Raw genomic sequence first — 2701 nt, forward strand, 5'->3', positions numbered from 1 at the left:
TATCTAGAAATATCTTGAGACGTCCAAGTATTTTCTTTATTACTGGACTCTTATTAGAGAGTAAAACTAAGCCTGAGATAGGGCTTAAATATTAATATACGAGGGGAATGTAGTATGAAATATAAAATTCATTGGTTGTATAAAACGAAGCGCGGGTTGCAGACGGAATTAACAACAGAGTATATGAGCATAGAAGAAGTACTTCAATTTGCAGAGGATTTTGAGAAAACAGGAAGAGTAAAAGAATTTTCATTTTATGATGAAATGGACGCAGAATGGTCATTAAAAGAGATGAAAAAGTTAAGTAAGCAAGTAGAGGAAGAGCCCCAAGAAATACTCGTTTATTTTGATGGTGGGTATGATGTGCAAACGAAAGAAGCTGGCGTTGGTATATGTGTGTATTATAAAAAAGGAAATACAAACTACCGCATTCGCCGCAATGCATATATAGAAGGTATATATGATAATAATGAAGCGGAATATGCATCATTATTATACGGTATGAATATACTCGAGGAACTAGGGATTAAGTATGAAGCAGTTACACTTCGCGGAGACTCACAAGTGGTACTGCAGCAATTAGCCGGAGAATGGCCTTGTTATGATGAACATTTAAATCATTATTTAGATCAAATTGAACAAAAGGCGAAGCAAATGAAATTAAAACTTATATGTGAGCCGATATCTAGAAAACAAAATAAAGAAGCACATCAATTAGCTACGCAAGCATTGGAAGGAACAGTTATTGATAGTCATAAAGAAATAACTGAATAGAGAGGTGCAAAGGTGGATAAAAAGCAACTCATTACAGAGGTAAATGACTTATTAGAAACGTATTGTGAAGGATGTTTTTTGCGAGAACATAATCGAAAGACAAATAGTAAGTATTACGCTCATTCATTTTGTATAAGGCAATGTACAGTTGGAGAAACATTGAAAAAGTATGGGGACCAGTTGTCATGAAAAACATCCAGAGAAAATTCTCTGGATGTTTTTTAGTGTCTTGCTTCGTTTAGTTGATGCTCACATTTATTTAATTTCTTTTCCTCATTCATTAAAAATGGTTCATCTAAATCAGTTGCAACAGATTTCATAATTTCAAGCTGAGAGCGAGCTGCTTCTACAGCAGTAGTAGCATGCTCTAATGTATCTGGATCCATTGAAATTGTTGCTGATCCTACCATTTTTTGTGCTGTTTCTACACGGAATTTCACTTCTTCAAAATCATTTACTTCTGATCCCATTAATAATTCCTCCTTTGTATAGTGCGCATTTCACATAGTTTTTGCTCTGTAAAACGGAAATATACAAAGGAATAACAAAGGAGGTTACCAAGTAAGGTAACCTCCTGTTATATGTTGGATTAAAGTTTTACTACGTTAGCAGCTTGAGGTCCGCGGTTACCTTCAGTAATGTCGAAAGATACTTCTTGACCTTCTTCTAAAGCTTTGTAGCCGTCGCCTTGAATAGCAGAGAAATGTACGAATACATCGTCAGCGCCTTCCATTTCGATAAATCCAAAACCTTTTTCGTTGTTAAACCATTTTACTTTTCCTTGCATGTTACAATTCCTCCTAAAAGCGTTTACTATTTTCATTTAGTGAAATTCATTTTAAAAAATAATATAAACTAAAAATGCTATATTCTTGAATATTCTGCTAAATGATTAATTTAAATATACACGAATTGGGAGAATTTAGTCAAGTAAGCGATTTTATTTTTTTGTATTTTTAAATAATTTTTCAGTCAAATTTTTAAATAGGTATAGGACAGGCCGAGTATGTAATATTCTTAATTGAATGCTATACATAATGAGGTGAAAGAATGAATAAGTCTTACTTATTAGATAATGAAGGAATGAGAACGAGAACCGACATACCGGATTGGGTTGCAAAAGAATTTGAGATTTTTTCAAATGTTGTGTTAGAACCAACTTTTCCATGTTATTTCGGTTTAACAGCTTTGAAAAAGAATGAACTTCGTTATTCATTTCTTTCTCATAATGATTGGAGTCATTTGCCACATACAATGTTATCTTTTTTAGAGTTAATGAAAGAGAGGCCGATTGTAAGAAGGGGCTTTTTCCTTTTTGTAGAACCGGAATGTGAAGAACAGCCACTCGAATATTACCGTGATTCCTTTTGGAAAGTGTTACAGTATTTACATGAAAACGATAATCAAGCATGGCCAAAGCAAATTCCTGAAGATCCAGACCATTATTTATGGGAATTTTCATTTGGTGGTGAGCCAATATTCGCATTTGGAAATGCGCCAGCTTATAAACAACGAAAAACTAGACATTTAGGGAATTCTCTCGTTATTGGGTTTCAGCCACGCACTATTTTTGATGGATTAGAGGGAGATCGTCCTAAAGGAGCATATTCAAGACAAATGGTCCGTGAGCGAGTTGAAAAGTGGGATCAATTGCCGAAACATCCTAATATTAGTCATTATGGTGACCCGGAACATCATGAATGGAAACAATATTTCATAGGAGACGATGTAGAGCCAATAAAAGGGAAATGTCCTTTTCTTCATAGGATAGAAAAGTAAGAGCCATCACCTAGATGGCTCTTTTGTATATTTTGGATAAAAAAGACCTGCGGTAGTATGTCAACTGAAAAATAATATCTTTTGAAGTTATCAAAGGACAAATTGCTTAAAAAAGACATCACGAAACTAGACCAGTATTTTATGTAAA

5 protein-coding genes are annotated in these 2701 nt (G+C 34.1%); 3 read left to right on the forward strand and 2 right to left on the reverse strand.

Annotated features, from left to right (window positions below; all coding sequences use genetic code 11):
- Positions 1–114: 114 nt before the first annotated feature.
- Entirely contained in the window at positions 115–774 is a 660-nt protein-coding gene (locus MR168_RS32540) for a ribonuclease H family protein (RefSeq protein WP_000875557.1), read from the forward strand.
- A 12-nt stretch (positions 775–786) separates the two neighbouring features.
- Positions 787–963 carry a zinc-finger domain-containing protein gene (locus MR168_RS32545; RefSeq protein ID WP_002023738.1) on the forward strand — a complete coding sequence of 59 codons (177 nt, stop codon included), beginning with the start codon at positions 787–789 and terminating at the stop codon, positions 961–963.
- Between the two features lie 32 nt (positions 964–995).
- On the opposite strand, the gene MR168_RS32550 is transcribed toward MR168_RS32545, so the two are convergent.
- Positions 996–1244, reverse strand: coding sequence for a DUF2564 family protein (locus MR168_RS32550; RefSeq protein WP_000534392.1), 249 nt, complete (start codon positions 1242–1244; stop codon positions 996–998).
- A 119-nt stretch (positions 1245–1363) separates the two neighbouring features.
- Complete coding sequence (cspB, locus tag MR168_RS32555) at positions 1364–1561, reverse strand: cold shock-like protein CspB (RefSeq protein WP_001161731.1); 198 nt, start codon at positions 1559–1561, stop codon at positions 1364–1366.
- A 263-nt stretch (positions 1562–1824) separates the two neighbouring features.
- Between cspB and MR168_RS32560 the strand changes: the two genes are divergently transcribed.
- A complete protein-coding gene (locus MR168_RS32560) occupies positions 1825–2553 on the forward strand; it encodes a YqcI/YcgG family protein (protein ID WP_086411365.1) in 729 nt (242 codons plus the stop codon).
- Positions 2554–2701 lie beyond the last annotated feature (148 nt).

Source organism: Bacillus cereus group sp. BfR-BA-01356 (assembly GCF_022663635.1).
Classification (GTDB): Bacteria; Bacillota; Bacilli; order Bacillales; family Bacillaceae_G; genus Bacillus_A; species Bacillus_A cereus.